The organism is Pseudomonas sp. RA_35y_Pfl2_P32 (assembly GCF_963970735.1).
Lineage (GTDB): Bacteria > Pseudomonadota > Gammaproteobacteria > Pseudomonadales > Pseudomonadaceae > Aquipseudomonas.
Window position 1 is genome coordinate 26,249 of the sequence record NZ_CAXAQF010000026.1, and the last position, 15,159, is coordinate 41,407.

General features: G+C 65.9%; 12 protein-coding genes. 4 read left to right on the forward strand and 8 right to left on the reverse strand.

All coding sequences use genetic code 11. From position 1 onward, the window contains the following. Positions 1-14 precede the first annotated feature (14 nt). The 3 genes from AACY45_RS23280 to AACY45_RS23290 all read right to left on the reverse strand — a co-directional run bounded on the left by AACY45_RS23280 (position 15) and on the right by AACY45_RS23290 (position 2,944). Complete coding sequence (locus AACY45_RS23280; RefSeq protein ID WP_339547585.1) at positions 15-1,373, reverse strand: MATE family efflux transporter; 1,359 nt, start codon at positions 1,371-1,373, stop codon at positions 15-17. A 516-nt stretch (positions 1,374-1,889) separates the two neighbouring features. Further along, complete coding sequence (gene map / locus AACY45_RS23285) at positions 1,890-2,681, reverse strand: type I methionyl aminopeptidase (protein WP_339547586.1); 792 nt, start codon at positions 2,679-2,681, stop codon at positions 1,890-1,892. Continuing rightward, positions 2,678-2,944: a ParD-like family protein gene (locus tag AACY45_RS23290; protein WP_339547588.1), complete on the reverse strand. Its 267-nt coding sequence runs from the start codon at positions 2,942-2,944 to the stop codon at positions 2,678-2,680. Before AACY45_RS23290 ends, map begins: the two co-directional genes overlap by 4 nt. 184 nt (positions 2,945-3,128) lie before the next feature. Here AACY45_RS23290 and AACY45_RS23295 point away from each other — a divergent pair, with 184 nt between their 5' ends. Next, positions 3,129-4,838, forward strand: coding sequence for an amidase (locus AACY45_RS23295; RefSeq protein ID WP_339547589.1), 1,710 nt, complete (start codon positions 3,129-3,131; stop codon positions 4,836-4,838). Positions 4,839-4,886: 48 nt separating this feature from the next. Here AACY45_RS23295 and AACY45_RS23300 read toward each other — a convergent pair whose 3' ends face one another. The 5 genes from AACY45_RS23300 to AACY45_RS23320 all read right to left on the reverse strand — a co-directional run bounded on the left by AACY45_RS23300 (position 4,887) and on the right by AACY45_RS23320 (position 11,464). Then, positions 4,887-5,696, reverse strand: coding sequence for an energy transducer TonB (locus AACY45_RS23300; RefSeq protein ID WP_339547590.1), 810 nt, complete (start codon positions 5,694-5,696; stop codon positions 4,887-4,889). Then, entirely contained in the window at positions 5,693-6,139 is a 447-nt protein-coding gene (tolR, locus tag AACY45_RS23305; protein ID WP_339547591.1) for a protein TolR, read from the reverse strand. The genes AACY45_RS23300 and tolR overlap by 4 nt, the downstream gene beginning before the upstream one ends. Positions 6,140-6,153: 14 nt before the next feature. Further along, a complete protein-coding gene (gene tolQ / locus AACY45_RS23310; protein WP_339547592.1) occupies positions 6,154-6,864 on the reverse strand; it encodes a protein TolQ in 711 nt (236 codons plus the stop codon). 96 nt (positions 6,865-6,960) lie between these two features. Beyond that, positions 6,961-8,874, reverse strand: a complete 1,914-nt coding sequence (locus AACY45_RS23315; protein WP_339547593.1) for a phytase — start codon at positions 8,872-8,874, stop codon at positions 6,961-6,963. Between the two features lie 46 nt (positions 8,875-8,920). Further along, positions 8,921-11,464: a TonB-dependent receptor gene (locus tag AACY45_RS23320; RefSeq protein ID WP_339547594.1), complete on the reverse strand. Its 2,544-nt coding sequence runs from the start codon at positions 11,462-11,464 to the stop codon at positions 8,921-8,923. A gap of 431 nt (positions 11,465-11,895) precedes the next feature. Here AACY45_RS23320 and AACY45_RS23325 point away from each other — a divergent pair, with 431 nt between their 5' ends. The 3 genes from AACY45_RS23325 (at position 11,896) to chrA (ending at position 15,143) form a co-directional block, all read left to right on the forward strand. Continuing rightward, on the forward strand, positions 11,896-12,810 hold the full coding sequence (locus AACY45_RS23325; protein WP_339547595.1) for a GGDEF domain-containing protein: 915 nt from the start codon (positions 11,896-11,898) through the stop codon (positions 12,808-12,810). Positions 12,811-12,819: 9 nt separating this feature from the next. Beyond that, a complete protein-coding gene (locus tag AACY45_RS23330; RefSeq protein WP_339547597.1) occupies positions 12,820-13,857 on the forward strand; it encodes an AraC family transcriptional regulator in 1,038 nt (345 codons plus the stop codon). Positions 13,858-13,937: 80 nt separating this feature from the next. Then, the gene (gene chrA, locus AACY45_RS23335; protein WP_339547598.1) at positions 13,938-15,143 is read left to right on the forward strand and encodes a chromate efflux transporter; all 1,206 of its coding nucleotides are present in this window, start codon (positions 13,938-13,940) and stop codon (positions 15,141-15,143) included. Positions 15,144-15,159: the final 16 nt, after the last annotated feature.

Here is a 15,159-nt window from a genome sequence, read left to right on the forward strand (position 1 = left end):
CACGGGCGCCTGCCCTACACCAGCCGCTCGATCTTCTGATGGCGCCACACCCGCCGGTAGTAGGCAGACTGCAATGCCAGCATGCTCAGGTAGGCGACCGGAAAGGCCATCCACACACCTGGCAGGCCGAAACGCGCATCCAGCAGGTAAGCCACCGGCAACTCCACGCCCAGAATGCAAAACAGCGAAATCGCTACCGGCACTAGCACCGTACCGCTGGCCCGCATGATCCCGCCAATCACCGACTGGAAGCCGAACACCAGCATGCTCCAGAGCATGATGTGCAACAGGTGCTCAGCCTGTGCCTGGGTCGCCGGCTCCGTGATGAACAACCCCAGCAGCCAGTGCGACAACAGGTAGCCCAGCAGCACCAGGCCGCCGGTCAGCCAGACGTTGATCAGCAGCCCCGTGCGCAGGATCGGGCCAATGCGCTCGACACGCCCGGCGCCAATGGCCTGGGCCCCGAGGATCGAGGCGGTGATGGCGATCGACAGCGCCGGGAACTGCACGTAGTTGACGATCTGCGTGACCGCGCCGTACGCCGCCGTGGCCTGGGAACCGTGCTGGTTGACCAGCGCCAGGATCACCAGCTCGGACAGCGAAATCACCACCATCTGCAGCCCCGTGGGCAAACCGATCCGCAGCACCTTGGCCAGGATCACCCGGTCCAGGCGCATCGCGGCCAGCAACGCGCGATCCGGCGCCAGCACATGGGCCTTGCGGTTCAAGCGCCAGACCAGCAACAGCATCGCCGCCAGGTTGCCCGCCAGGCCCGCCCACGCCGCACTCTGCACGCCCATCTCGGGCAAGCCGAACCAGCCGCGAATCAACGCCGGCGTCAGCAACAGGCCAATGCAGGTCGACACCACCAGCGCCAACAGCGGCGACAACGTATCGCTGACCCCGCGCAACAACTGGGTGAACAGCACAAACACCAACAGCAGCGGCATGGTCCACATCATCACCCGGGCATAGACGACCGCATCCTCCAGCACGTCCGCCGGGGTGCCCAAGCCCTGCAATGCCTGCCGGGCGAACACACTGCCGAGCAGGGCCGCCACCAAGCCGATCAGCGCCCCCAGCAGCAGCGTAGTGCCGGCGATGGCCTTGACCATCGCCGGCTCCCGCGCGCCCCAGGCCTGGCCAATCAACACCCCGGCGCCGGCGCCCAGACCGATCACCAGGGCGATAAAGAAAAACACGATGGGGAACATCCCGGACACCGCCGCCAGCGCCTGGGTACCGAGCATCTGGCCGATGTAGATACTGTTGACCGTGCCCGACATCGACTGCAGGAAATTCGACAGCACCATCGGGGCAAGGAACAGCAGGTAGATTTTCCAGAGGGGAGGTTGCGAAACCGGGTTATGCATGGAGGATCCATCTCGGGCGGGCAGGAGAATGTGCTCGCCGCAGTCTACGGCAAATCAACCCTGCCGAGCCTGGTGCACGCCGGACCTGTAGGAGCTGGCTTGCCAGCGATGGCTGTGTGTCAGGCACCACCGCTGTTGATGGTACTGGCCCCATCGCGGGCAAGCCCGCTCCCACAGGGGAAATTCACACACCAGGAAAACGCAGGCCGAGCGGCCGGTCGCCATGCTTTTGATTTGGTCCACCTGCCCAGCGAAGGTATGCATCCGGGGCTTGCCCTCACCCCTGGAATCCCCCACAGAACCGGGTGCTCGCAGATTGTGCATCCATCCATCAAACGTGTGCCAGCCGGGTTACTTCAGGTCCAGGCAATAGGTGTAGTAGCCGGGGTCGCGGACGTCATCGGCACGCAGCAGTTTGAGGGTCATAGGGCTCTCGGCCCAGGTCAGGGCTCGACCCTGGAGTCTGGCCAAGCCTGCCACCCAAGCACGGGCTTTTACGCCTGCCGCGCCACGCGCTCAAACAATCGGCGCAAACCCGGCCGGCGTGTCCGGCCAGGGGCTCAACACCTCGAAGCCCTCGGCGGTCACCGCCACCATGTGCTCCCACTGCGCCGACAGCGAGTGATCCTTGGTCACCACGGTCCAGCGGTCGCCCAGGGTCCGGGTGTGGGGTTTGCCGGCGTTGAGCATCGGCTCGATGGTGAAGATCATCCCCGGCTTGAGGATCAGGCCCTGGCCGGGATGGCCGTAGTGCAGCACCTGGGGCTCGTCGTGATAAACCTTGCCGATCCCGTGACCGCAGTACTCGCGCACCACGCTGTAGCCCTCGCGGTGGGCCACGGTCTGGATCGCATGGCCGATGTCGCCCAGGGTCGAGCCCGGGCGCACGGTGCGGATCCCGGCACACATGGCTTCATAGGTGGTCTCGACCAGGCGCCGGGCGTCCGCGCTGGGCTCGCCGACGAAGTACATGCGGCTGGTGTCGCCGTACCAGCCATCCTTGACCACCGCGATGTCGATGTTGAGGATGTCGCCGTCCTGCAGGGCCTTGGCCGAGGGGATGCCGTGGCAGACCACCTGGTTGACCGAGGTGCACACGGTTTTCGGGAAGCCGTGATAACCGACGTTGCCGGGAATGGCTTGCTGCACGTTGACGATGTAGTCGTGGCAGATTTTGTCCAGTTGGTCGGTGGTGACCCCTGCCTTGACGTGCGGGGTGATCATCGCCAGCACTTCGGCGGCGAGCATTCCGGCCGTGCGCGACTGGGCAATCTGCGCCGGGGTATTGAGCGGGACTTTCGCACTCATCGCTGGGCCCCCCCGACTGCCCGCACTGCCGGGCTCGAAACCTGGTCCGCCGGTGCGCACAGCTGGTTCAAGTCGAGGCCACCGGCCTGTTCGGCACGAATCAGCAAACGGCAGATATCGCTGTGGTCGAGGTTGGGATGCAACTCACTCAACATGCCGATGCGCATCCAGTGCTCGGCCTGGGCGTTGATCGAGCGACTGAGCGCATCGCTGGCGACACGCAGGTTCTCATGCATGCCTTCGGAAATTTTTACGATACCCATGGGGTCACTCAATATGAAATGTATACGTTTCGTATATTACGCCAATCCAGGGTGCGATCGCAATTGGCGGATAACCCGGGAAAAATCCCTGGGCTGATTCTTTTAGCCGCGCCTTGGTGTTAAATAGCCCGCTCAGGGCGCAAGCCCGGACCCTGGCGGGTAATACAGTGCAACGAGAGTCGATATGAAAAAGCAGTTTGAGGTCACCGAGGTATCCATTGCGCAGCTGCGGGCTGCGCTCGAATCCGGCCAGACAACTTCGGTTGAGCTGGTCCAGGCCTACCTCGCGCGAATCGCCGCCTACGACGGCGCCGATACCCCTACCGCGCTGAATGCCGTGGTGGTGGCCAACCCGGATGCGCTGCAAGAAGCCCAGGCCAGCGATGACCGTCGCGCCAAGGGCCAGACCCTCGGGCCACTGGATGGCATCCCCTACACCGCCAAGGACAGCTACCTGGTCAAGGGCCTCACCGCCGCCTCCGGCAGCCCGGCCTTCGCCAAGCTGATCGCCTGCCGCGATGCATTCACCATCGAACAGCTGCGCGGCGCCGGCGCGATCTGCCTGGGCAAGACCAACATGCCGCCCATGGCCAACGGCGGCATGCAGCGTGGCGTCTACGGCCGTGCCGAAAGCCCGTACAACGCCGCCTACCTCACCGCGCCCTTCGCCTCCGGTTCCTCCAATGGGGCCGGCACGGCGACCGCCGCCAGTTTTGCCGCCTTCGGCCTGGCCGAGGAAACCTGGTCGAGCGGTCGCGGGCCGGCGTCGAACAATGGCCTGTGCGCCTACACGCCGTCGCGCGGGGTGATCTCGGTGCGCGGCAACTGGCCGTTGACCCCGACCATGGACGTGGTGGTGCCCTTTGCCCGCACCATGGCCGACCTGCTGGAAGTCCTGGACATCGTGGTCGCCGAGGACCCCGACACCCGTGGCGACCTGTGGCGCCTGCAACCCTGGGTGCCGATCCCCAGCGTGACCTCGGTGCGTCCGGCGTCCTACCCGGCGCTCGCCGCCCAGGCCGAAGCCCTCGCCGGCAAACGCTTCGGCGTGCCCCGCATGTTCATCAACGCCGACCCGGATGCCGGCACCAGTGCCGCCCCGGGAATCGGTGGCCCGACCGGGCAACGCATTCACACCCGCGAGTCGGTGATCGGCCTCTGGCAAGCCGCGCGCAAGGCCCTGGAAGCGGCTGGCGCCGAAGTCGTCGACGTGGACTTCCCGCTGGTCTCCAACTGCGAAGGCGATCGCCCCGGCGCGCCCACCGTGTTGACCCGTGGCCTGGTGTCCAAGGAGTTCCTCCATCACGAACTGTGGGACCTGACGGCCTGGGCCTTCGACGATTTCCTGCAGGCCAACGGTGATCCGCAGTTGAACCGCCTGGTGGACGTCGACGGCGCGCTGATTTTCCCCCACGACCCGGGCACCCTGCCCAACCGCGAAGGCGACCTGGTCGCCGGCATGGACGAATACGTGCGCATGGCCGAGCGCGGCATCACCCCCTGGGACCAGATCAGCACGGTGCCTGACGGCCTGCGCGGCCTGGAGCAGACCCGGCGCATCGACCTCGAGGAATGGATGGACCGCCTGGGGCTCGACGCGGTGCTGTTCCCCACCGTCGCCGACGTGGCGCCGGCCAATGCCGATGTCGATCCGGCAGCCGCGGATATCGCCTGGAGCAACGGCGTGTGGGTAGCCAACGGCAACCTCGCGATCCGCCACCTGGGCGTGCCGACCGTCACCGTGCCCATGGGCGTCATGCCGGACATCGGCATGCCCGTGGGGCTGACCTTTGCCGGTCGGGCCTATGACGATTCGGCGCTGCTGCGATTGGCCTCGGCGTTCGAGTCCACCGGTTCCAAGCGCCTGGTCCCACCCCGCACCCCGCCACTGTGACCCACAGGGGATTGGCGCTGCCCTGGCGCCAATCCCCTGCCCCGCGCCTCACTTGATCCGGTAATGAAAGGTATTGCGCACTGCTGGCACGGCCACCGCGCGGCCGTCCACCAGGCGTGGCTGGTAGCGAAAGGTGTTGGCCGCCGCCAGTGACGGACGCATGAACAACGGATGGCAGCCGTCGAGCACCCTCGGGTTTTCCACCTTGCCCTGGGGGTTGACGGTGTACTCCACCGAGCAGTCGCCCTCGATGTTCTTGTCCAGGGCCCGCTGCGGATAATCCGGCGCCTCCTTGCTCAACGGCAGGTACTGACGACTGTCGGCCGCCGCCTGCTGGCGCGCGCGCTCGGCTGCCTGACGCGCCAGGTCGGCACGCTGCGCCTGGTCAGCCTGCTGCTGGGCCAGGCGTTGCTGCTCGGCCTCGCGGGTGCGCTGTTCCTGGGCCACGCGCTGGCGTTGTTGCTCGACCTCGCGCGTGCGCTGCTCTTCGACCCGCTTGCGGGCCAGGGTCGCCTGTTCGAGTTTTCGGGCCTGGATCTGCGGGTCGACCGCCGGCTTGACTGGAGCCGGGGGCACCGGCGCGGTCACTACCGGCGCCGGCGGTGCTGGCTCGACCACCGCCGGCAGCGGTACTGCGGCCGGCGGTGGCGGCGCCGGGGGCAACATCACCAACTGGGTCCGCAGCACCGCTGCCGCTGCGGGAGGTGGCGGCGCTACCGACCAGGTGTGCACCAGCAAGCCCAGGACCAGCCCATGCAGCGCCACGGCCAGGGCCGCCGCCAGGCTATTGCGCCAGAACCCCGAGTGATCGACGCGCGGCAACACCAGGGCTGGATTGGCCATGCTCATGCTGGTCATTGCGGCGCCTCGGTAACCAGTCCGAGGTTGCTCACCCCGCCCTGCTGCAACGCCGCCATGGCCGCCACCACCGTGCCGTAGCCAGCGTCTTTGTCGGCGCGGATGTAGACCTGGGTCTGGCTGTTGGCCGCAACGATGTCCGTGACCTTGGCCCGCATCTCGTCCAGGGTCAGCGCGCTGTCGGTCTGCTGCTGGGTGTCGAGCTCCCCTCCCAGGTTCCAGGCGTAACCGCCCTCGGCCTTCACCGACAGCGTCAGGATCTGTTGGCGGCTGTCAGTGGCCAGGGCTTCGCTGGCGACCTTGGGCAGCTCGATCTTCACGCCCTGGGTGAGCATCGGTGCGGTGACCATGAAGATCACCAACAGCACCAGCATCACGTCGATATAGGGCACGACGTTCATTTCGGCCTTGGGCCCGTGTTTGCGTTGCGGCCTGACTAACATCGGCTCTCTCCTGCTCAGGCGGCTACGGCCAGGTTGATGGCGCCACCGTGCAAGGTGCGATGCAGGCGTACCTGCAACTCATTGCCGAAGGCGTAGTAACGGGTCAGCAGGGTCTGGCTGCGGGCGGAAAAGCGGTTGTAGGCGATCACCGCCGGAATCGCCGCGAACAGGCCGATGGCCGTGGCAATCAGCGCTTCGGCGATGCCCGGCGCCACCGTGGACAGGCTGGCCTGCTGCACCTGGGACAGGCCGAGGAAGGCGTTCATGATCCCCCACACGGTGCCGAACAGGCCGATGTAAGGGCTGACCGAACCGACCGTGGCGAGAAACTGCAGGCCCTTTTCCAGCTTGATCTCCTGCTCACTCAGGGCCACGAACATCGCTCGTTCCACGCCTTCGAGCACCACCTCGGGGTTGTTGCCGGGGTGCTGGCGCAATTGGCTGAAGGCCAACAAGGCGCTATGGAAAATGGGCTCGACACCGGCTTCGGGATCGCGGCTCTGCGCGGTCTCGCGGTACAACGGCTGCAAGTCCGGGGCGCTGCGAAAGCGCTCGATAAACCCGTTGGCCTGGCGCTCGCGCTGACGCAGCACACGGCTGCGGGCAATGATCAGGTACCAGCTGAGCACGGATGCCAGCAACAGCGTGAGCATGACGGCTTTGACCAACAGACTGGCGTCGCTGATCAGCCCCCAGACGGTCATGTGTTCCAGTGTGGCCTGCATGGTGAAGCTCCTTGGTGGGTGCCCGGTGGCGGTTGCCGTGCAACGGCCGCCAGGCTATTCGATGAAAAACCGATGACAGGTTGATGACGGCCGCGCTCAGGGCAACTGCAGTGCCTGGGTGACCTCGGCCCAGGGCACGAACTTGAAGTTCTGGGTCTGCTCGGGCATGCGCTTGCGCCCGTCTTGCACCACCAGCATGCCCTTGCTCCAGGCGTCACCAAGGTTGACCGCGGTGACTTCCAGGCCGTCGGTTTCCGCCGCACCGTCGATGCCAGCGGCCGCATTCAGGCCGACTCGGAAGGCGCCCCGGGAGGCGAATGGCGGCTCGGCGTCCAGCACCAGGTAGCTGTCATTGCCTTGGCTGGAGATCACCAGGTAGTCATGGCCCGGGCTTTGGTACAGCGCCAGGCCCTCGACATCGGCGTGCAGTTGCGGGCCAACCTTGATCACGCTGGTCAACTGCGCTGGCTGATCGGCGCGGGCATCCACCGCCCAGACCCCAACGTCCTCTTCGCCGAGGAACAAACGCTGGCGTTGATCGTCGGCCACACAGCCTTCGGGCTGGCTGTCGACCTTGAACTGGCGCACCAGCTCACCCTGCACCACACCACGGGGGGCACTCAGGCGGTACTGCAGGAAGGTGCCGTCCTTGCCGTTGGCAATCGCATACAGCTCGCCACTGGCCGGCTGGAACAGGCAGATGCCATAGATGTCCTTGAGCGGCGTGGCGATCTCGCCAGCCTCGCGCAACTCACCGCTGCTGCGGTCGATGCTGAACAGGCTGAGGCTGTTGTGATCGCGATTGCTCGCCACCGCGAGATCGACCGTCTGCGCGCCAAGCTTGAAGTTGGGCCGCACGTCGACATTGTTCAGGCGCCCCACCGGCAACTCCTGAAGCAGCTTGCCTTGCAGGTCATAGGCCAACAGCCCCTGTTTTTTGTTGGTGCCCAGGATCCGGCTCAAGGCCGGTTGCTGCGGGTGAATCCAGATCGCCGGATCGTCCGCCGCATCGCCCTGGCGCCCGACCGGGTCGCTCTGGGCCATAGCACCGACGCTGGGCAGCACCGGCGCCAGGGGCACAGGCTTGGCCTGCCAGTCCAGTTCGCCCTGGTACAGGCGCCCGTCATCGTCGTCACGCAGCAACAGTTGCAGGCCTTTGGCGGTGGCTCGCAGGGCGAGGTTTTCCGGCGCCTTCAAGCCACTCAGTGCCAGCGTTGCGGCGGCAGTCCAGGCGGCGCCCTGCTGCTGGTACAGATGCAGTTGTGCCGCCTTGGGGTCGAGCCCGACCACGCCGCCCGGCACCAGCGCCATGGCCCCGGCCACCTGGCTGATCTCGCCAAAAGGCGCGCGCAGGGCCACCGGCACCCGCAGCACCTCGGCCTCTGGGTGGGCCGGATAGGCCCACCAGCCGACGTTTTCCTCGTTGACCAGCAACTGGTTGGCGCCATCGTCGACCTGGCAGAACTGGGCCGAAGGCGGCAGCGGCACACCACGCACCCGCTGCGGTTGCGGGTTCAACTGCGCGCCGTGGCCCACCAGCCACTGCTCACCCTTGCCCTCCTCGCCCACCAGGAACAGGAACAGGTTACTGGCGTCGTCGCGGTACAGGCACAGGCCATTGACCGGGAAGTCCCGCGCCGGCAGATACACCGGCTGGCCAAAACGCCGCTGGCGCGGATCGAGGCTGACCAGCAGTGCCTGTTGCCGACGGTTGTCGAGACTGGCCAGCAGCACTTGCTGGCCGGCCGCCCGGCGGTCCAGGCCACTGAAGGTGCCCGGCAGGCTGGCCAGCGGCGCACCTTGGTCGTCGAGCAACAACAAGCCATCGCGCTCACTGGCCGCCAGGCGTTCCGGGCCGAGGTCGGCCGGCAGGAACGCCAGGGCGTCAACAGTCAGGCCCGGCGCCCAGGGGCTGAGGGTCAGCTTCGGCCCGGCGGCCAGCGCCTGGGCCGTGCCCAGGCAGATCAAGGCGGCCAACAGGCAGCGCTTGGGGGAAAACGAAATAGTCATGAAAGTCCTTGGTGATGTATTGCCCGAATCTGCGGCCCGCAGGGAATCAAAAATGGGTAAAGGTCAGGCCGAGCTTGAAGGTCGGGCCGTACTCTTCGTATTGGGCGTTGTAGGCGCCGTGGCCGGTGTAGACGTAGTACGACTCGTCCGTGAGGTTCTGCGCCTCGAAGTTGAGCTGCAGGTTCTTGGTCAGCGAATAGCGCGCACTGAAGTCGACGAAGGTCTGGGCATCCACGTGCAGGTCGTGGGCCTTGTCGTTGATCGCGGCCAGCTCATAGAGGTAGTCGGACTTGTAGTTGGCCGACAGGCGCAGGCTGAGCGTGTCGTTTTCCCAACCGAGCATCAGGTTGCCGACGGTGTCCGACTGGCTCGGCAGGTCGATGCTGCGCTTGCGGTTGCTCCCGCTGGCGGCGTCGAAGCCTTCGATCTCGGCATCCGAACGGCTGAAAGTGGCGTTGGCCCCCAGCAGCAGGCCGTTCCAGGGTGCGGGCAGCCAGTCGTATTTCTGCGAGTAGGCCAACTCCAGGCCGTAGAGCTTGGCGCTGTCACCGTTGGTGAAGGTGTGGGCCTCGGAGAAATCGACCCAGGCCCCGCTGCCGGCGACGTCGGTGTTGTAGACGAAGTTCTGGATGTCCTTGTAGAACACGAACGCCGAGACCGTGCCCGCACGGCCCATGTAGTGCTCGATGCCCAGGTCCAGGTTGCTCGACTCCAGGGGCTTGAGGTTGGGGTTGCCGAAGGTCGCCTCGTCATCGTCGATGACAAAGCCCGGCGCCAGTTGACCGAAGGTCGGCCGCACCACTGACTTGGTCCAGGCCGCGCGCACCTGGGTGTTCTTGTCCAGTTGGTAGCGCGCATGCAGGCCGGGCAACCAGTGGTGGTAGCGGCGCTTGCTGTCGCTGGCCTCGAACTCGCCGTCGTTGACCCCGGTGCCCTTGGCTGCGAACTCGGTGCCTTCGTAGCGCATACCGGCAATGAAGCGCCAGTCGTCGATGTCCAGGGTGTTCATCAGGTAGCCGGCGTTGATGTCCTCGCTCATCTTGAAGTCGTTGACCCGCGACTCGGTCTCGTCATAGAACTGCGCCCGGTCGAGGCCGCCGATCAGGTCCTTGATCGCGCTGCCACTGATGCCCGGCCCGAACTCGCCGAGACGGTAGTGGACCTTGCCCTTCTGGAACTGGCTGAGGTTGAGCTGATCATCGCTCAAGCCCAGGTCGTCGAAGTCCTCATAGACCCAGGCGTCAAGGTTGTTGTCTTTGTTGCGCCGGCTGACCTTGCCGCCGAACTTGACCTGGGACGCATAACCGCTGAGGTCGTAGTCGCGGGCCAGGTCCAGGCGCAGGTTTTTCTCGGTGTCGGTGGTTTTCTGCTGTTCCCAGTCGACCTTGTCGAGGCTGAAGTTGTTGGGGTTGTAGAAGTCCTGGCCAATGATCAGCCGAGGCTTTTCGGTGTCGTAGAAACCGCTGCCGGCAAAGTCGTCGGCGCCGCTGAAGGCCGCATTGGCGATGTGCCCCGGGCTGTCTTCGCTGGAGCGGCTGTAGCCGGCCTGGCCGCTGAGGGTCCACAGGCCCAACAGGCGCTCACCGCCCAGCACGTAAGACTGGACTTCCTGGGTCTCCTCACGCTGCTTGAGCTTGCGCTGGCCGTCGGCGTTCCCCAACTCACCGGCGGCCTGGGGCTCGGCGAACTCGATGCTGGTGGAGTTGCGCGTCTCGCTGTCCTTGTAGCGGCTGTAGAGGGTGCGCAGGTAATAGCTGCTCAGGTCGTCGGGCTTGTAGTCGAAGTTCAGGCCACCACCGGCGCGTTCCCGGCTGATGTCGTAGTCACGCTGCTCGAACTCCTCAAGCCTTGCGCCCCGCTCGAAGTCCCAGGCACCGCCGGTCTCGACGTTGTCCGAACCGAAGTCACGCTTCTGCCAGCTCAGCGCCGCGGCCACCCCGAAGTTGTCGATGCCGTCGCCCAGGCTGAAGCGGTCGCTGATGGCCCCGGAGAATTTCGGGCTGGTCTGGTGGCTGTTCTGGTCATAGCTGGCCTCGCTGCTGCCGGTGTAAAACAGGCCCTGGTGATCGAAGGCCGACAGGCTCTGCACATCCACGGTGCCACCGAGGGAGTTGGCATCCATGTCCGGGGTCAGGGTCTTGATCACCGACAGCGATTGCACCAACTCCGCCGGTAGCACATCCAAGGCCACGGCGCGGCGCTCGCTTTCCGGCGAGGGCACCAGGGTGCCGTTGATGGTCACGCTGTTGAGGTCCGGGCCCAGGCCGCGCACGCTGACAAACCGGCCTTCGCCCTGGTCGCGCTCGACGCTGATCCCCGGCAGGCGTTGCACGGCTTCGGCCACGTTTTCGTCCGGCAACTGCGCCACGCCGTCGGCATGCACCACGCTCTTGATACTGTCGGAGCGGCGCTGTTCCTTGAGCGCCTGATCGATACTGGCGGCCTGGCCGACCACTTCGATGTGCTCGGTCTGGCCGGCGGTTTCGGCGGCGTGCAGGCGTTCGCTGGCAATCGCCAGGGCCAGGGCGGTCAGCGTGAAACTGACGAGCCCGGCGGTGCCGCTGCGCGGGTGGCTACTGCGCTGGTACATGGTGGTCCCCCCCAAGAGTCCGATGACGCCAGGCAAGACGCCCGGCAACTGGGAGGGCACGCTAGGGGTGGGGAATGACGGTTCTGTGACAGTCGGTGTCAAGTAGCCCGGCAAACCGCGGGTTTAGCGCGGTTTACCGGGCACAGTGAGCTGATTTGACCTCTGATACGGCGCGCCGGATAAGCGTTTTTGCGCTGACTAAAGAGCATCGCGAGCACGCTCGCGCCCACAGGGTGTGTGCATGTACGTGGGCGCGAGCGTGCTCCGGGCGGCGTTCCGACGATGGCGATTTCCCAGGCACAGCGCGCGGGGTGGCACAAAAAAACGCCTGTCCCAGGCTGAGCTGATTCGACCTCCCACCCCTGTCACCCAACTGTCACAGACATCTGCTGTGCTGGCGCGCACTGCTCGTTCGCCAAAGGATCACGGCCATGTTCTCGGTACTCAAACCCCACCGCTGGAAACTGCTCCTGCTGTTGTTGGCCGCCAACCTGGGCTTGCTCCTGCACCTGGCCTGTGGCGAGTTGAAAAGTGTCAGCGAGTGGGTCTGGCTGGACATCGTCGGTGAAGGCGGTTCGGCCCTACTGGCCCTGCTCTGGCTGGGCCTGGTGCTGAAAAGCCGGCCCGCCGGACGGGTCACCAATTACCTGGTGCTGGGCCTGGGCTGCATCTTCTTTTCCTGGTGGATCGACAGCCTCGACGAGTTTATCCGCCTGCCCGACAGCATCACCTGGGATCACTGGCTGGAGTCCGGGCCGATGCCGGTGGGCATGCTCCTGCTGACCCTGGGCATCTATCACTGGCACCGCGAACAACTGGCGATCAGCGCGCAGATGGAAAAGCGCGAGCGGCTGTTTCGCGAACACCGGCTGTTCGACAAGCTCACGCCCCTGGGCGGTGCCGACTACCTCAAGCGCCAACTGGCCAGCAGCCTCGACGAAAGCCTGGAGCAGCAGCAACCGCTGTCGCTGCTGGCCCTGGACCTGGACAACTTCGCCGCCATCAACCAGGCCTGTGGCCACGCCGAGGGCGATGCCGTGCTGCAGGCCGTGAGTCACTTGCTGCTGCTCAACCTGCGGCGCCAGGACCTGCTCTGCCGCCTGGCCGGCGACCGCTTCGTGGTGGTGCTGGCCAACACCGGCGAAAGCCAGGCGCGGCTGCTGGCGCTGGAACTGCAACAGGCCGTACACGGCCTGGCCCACAAAACCCGCCAGCACGGCGAACGCCTGCACCTGTCGGCAAGTACCGCCGTGGTGATGGCCATGGACGAATCCCCCGAGCAGTTGCTCAAACGCCTGAACCTGGCGCTGGCCCGGGCCAAGCAGCCATTGGCCAAGACGGCCTGAGGCGCGCACATGACCTGCAAAACCCTCTGGTACGAAAACGACAGTCGCTTCATTCCCGGGCACTACCAGCCGGCGACCCTGATCGACCTGGCCCTGTCGCGGGATATCGACAGCCATCGCCTGCTGCGCGGCACCGGGCTGTTTCATGAAGACATCCTGGCCGGCCAGACCCGCCTCAGTCCCCAGCAGTTCTTCGCCCTGATCGGCAACAGCAAGCGCCTGCTCGACGCCGACGACAGCAGTTTCCTGTTTGGCCAGCGCCTGTTGCCCGGGCATTACGGCGCCGCCAGCCATGCCCTGCGCCACGCGCAGAACCTGCACCAGGCCCTCGACACCCTGGTCCAGCAGCAAGCGCTGCTCAGTCCTTTGGTGACGCCGCAACTGGTGCTGGATGAGCAATACGCCTACGTCTACTGGCTCGACAGCTGCGGCGCCAGCGAGCAGTGGCGCTTCCTGCTGGAAGCGAGCATGACCTCGCTGGTCGCCATGAGCCAATGGCTCAGCGGCCAGCGCCTGCCCTGGCACTGCAGTTTCAGCTATGGCGAGCCACGTTATGTCGAGCAGTACTGGGTACACCTGGGCGAGCAGACCCAGTTCCAGCGGCCCCTGGACATGATGCGCATTCCCCGCCAGTACCTGACGCAAGCCTGGCCCGGCGCCTCCGCCACGGCCGGCCAGGTCGCCCGCCAGGAGGCCCAGCAGCAGTTGGACCAGTTGGGCCATGCCAGCAGTTTTCTCGCCTGCCTGTACCGCTACCTGCAAAGCCACGTTCGCCAGGCGCCGAGCCTGGAGCAGGCAGCCCAGGCTTTCGCCATGAGCCCGGCCACCCTCAAGCGCAAGCTGCACAAGCACGACACCGGCTTCCAGCAGCAGGTCGACCTGGTGCGCAAGCATGTGGCGCTGTACCTGTACCAGGTCAAGGGCCTGAGCAACGAGGAAGTGGCCGCCTACCTGAACTTCAACGACCCGGCGAACTTTCGCCGCTCGTTCAAGCGCTGGACCGGCAGCACCCCCAACCTGATCCGCCAGTTGTTCAGCGGCGCTTGAAACGCCGCGGGCTATCGAAAGCGCATCGGTGCGTTGTTATGCTCGCTGCCTGTCCCCCCACCTTTTTCGTAGAGCCTTGAATGTCCCCACTCCCGAGCGCAGACCGCAGTCCCTGGCAAGTCTTTGTGGTTTTCCTGCGCCTGGGCCTGACCTCCTTCGGCGGCCCGATTGCCCATCTGGGCTACTTTCGCGAGGAGTTCGTGGTGCGTCGGCGCTGGTTGAGTGAGCGCAGCTACGCCGAACTGGTCACGCTCTGCCAGTTCCTGCCCGGCCCGGCCAGCAGTCAGGTCGGCATGGCCCTGGGCTTGTCACGGGCCGGCTACCGTGGCGCCCTGGCCGCCTGGTGCGGCTTCACCCTGCCCTCGGCCCTGGTGCTGATCCTGTTTGCCCTGGGCCTGCACGACTATGCCGACGCCTTGCCCGGGGGCATTGTGCATGGCCTGAAAGTGCTGGCGGTGGCGGTTGTCGCCCAAGCCGTGTGGGGCATGGCGCGTTTGTTGTGCCCGGACTTGCCGCGCATCCTGCTGATGATCTGCGCCGCTTGCCTGGTGCTGATGCTGCCTGCTGCCTGGGCCCAGGTCGGGGTGATTGTCGCGGCAGGGTTTGCCGGGCTGTGGCTGTTCAAGCCGGCGCCCACCCTCGCGCATGAGCCATTGCCCATCACCGTCAGCCCGCGCGCCGGGCTGTTATGGCTGGCGCTGTTTGCTGTGCTGCTGGTGGGCTTGCCGATTCTCGCCCAACTGCTGGCGAGCCCGACCCTGAGCATGGTCGATGCCTTCTACCGTACCGGTTCGCTGGTGTTCGGCGGCGGCCACGTGATGCTGCCGTTGCTGCAGGCCGACGTGGTGCCCAACGGTTGGGTCAGCAATCAGACCTTCCTCGCCGGCTACGGCGCCACCCAGGCGGTACCGGGGCCGCTGTTCACCTTCGCCGCGTTTCTCGGCGCGTCGATGAACGGCCCACAGTCGGGCTGGCTCGGTGGGCTGCTGGGACTGCTGGCGATCTTCGCGCCGTCGTTCCTGCTGGTGGTCGGCGCACTGCCGTTCTGGGAGCGCCTGCGGCGCAACCGGCGCATGCAGGCGGCGATGTTGGGGATCAACGCGGCAGTGGTCGGCCTGCTGCTGGCGGCGCTGTATCAGCCGGTATGGACCAGCGCCATCCTCACCCCGGCAGACTTTGCCCTGGCCCTGGTGGCAGGGGTGGCGCTGATGTTCGGCAAGGTCGCGCCGTGGAAGGTCGTGCTGGGATGCGGCTTGGCGGGCTGGTGGCTGGATGTCATCCTGTGAGCCACTCAACCACCCT